Origin of the sequence: Idiomarina baltica OS145 (assembly GCF_000152885.1) — a bacterium.
Taxonomy (GTDB): Bacteria; Pseudomonadota; Gammaproteobacteria; order Enterobacterales; family Alteromonadaceae; genus Idiomarina; species Idiomarina baltica.
In genome coordinates this window covers 1-1,102 of record NZ_AAMX01000069.1, presented here as the reverse complement: position 1 = coordinate 1,102, position 1,102 = coordinate 1, and the positions used below count along the sequence as shown (strand labels likewise).

The following is a 1,102-nucleotide window of genomic DNA, read 5'->3' as shown; positions in this document are numbered from 1 at the left end:
TGATACCACCCGGGAATCCAGTGTGCGAGTAGTACATTTTGTCCTGAGCTTTGTTACCGGTTACAGCAACTTTCTCAGCGTTAACGATGACGATGTAGTCACCTGTGTCAACGTGAGGCGTATACTCAGGCTTATGCTTACCACGCAGGCGGCGAGCTACTTCAGTAGCCAAACGACCTAACGTTTTACCTTCTGCGTCAATTACATACCAGTCGCGTTTTACCGTTTCTGGTTTTGCTACAAATGTTTTCATTTTGAAAAAACCTAATTTTAAATGTTCACGGACAGTAATTCCGGGCTTCCCCGCGAATCACAACAATAAAAAAATGATAAAAATCATTAGTTTATTTGCTGCAACCATGGGCTAACGAGATGTTAACGTCATGGACTGTAACGTGGGCTGCGCGGATTATAGGAAAAATGCGCTCAAAGATCACGCACTTTTTGAAATTTCTTACCGATTTACTGTGCCATTTATGCGCGATGCGCCAGTGCTAAATATTCTTCACTTTGCATTTCTTGCAAACGACTCACACAGCGGCGAAACTCAAAACTCAATTGCCCTTCGCTATACAGCGAATCAATGGGCTGTTGTGCGGATAAAATCAATTTAACTCGGCGCTCATAAAATTCGTCCACCAACGCGATAAAGCGACGCGCAACGTCATCGTTGTGGCGACCCATTTGTTCGACATTCGAGATAATGACGGCATGATATAACTGCGCAAGTTCCATGTAGTCGGTGTGGCTACGCGCTGTCTTACAAATATCTGGGAAGTCGAAAAAGACAACATCATCGCATTCTGCACGCACTCGAATCGATCGTCCTTCGATTTCAACAGCGTGGGACTCAAAATCACACCCCTTTTCCGGCGCTAGGTTATGAAAGGACTCTACCAACCTTTGGTCAGCTTGGTCATCATTAGGCACATGAAATAGCTTTGCTTGCGTCAACGTGCGTAGGCGATAGTCGATCCCGCTATCAACATTAACCACAGCACAATGCTGCTTAATTAATTTTATTGCCGGATAAATCGTGCGCGCTGTAACCCATTTTTGTATAGGTCGTCGGTACGATATTGGATGTTGCAACGAGTATCAC

1 protein-coding gene and 1 pseudogene are annotated in these 1,102 nt (G+C 44.7%); both read right to left on the bottom strand.

Annotated elements, in window-relative coordinates; translation table 11 throughout:
* The coding region (gene rplM / locus OS145_RS01445; protein WP_006954182.1) for a 50S ribosomal protein L13 at nucleotides 1-253 on the bottom strand (253 nt) is incomplete at its 3' end.
* 221 nt (nucleotides 254-474) lie between these two features.
* Nucleotides 475-1,102, bottom strand: a pseudogene (gene zapE / locus OS145_RS01440) (cell division protein ZapE); the annotation flags it as partial.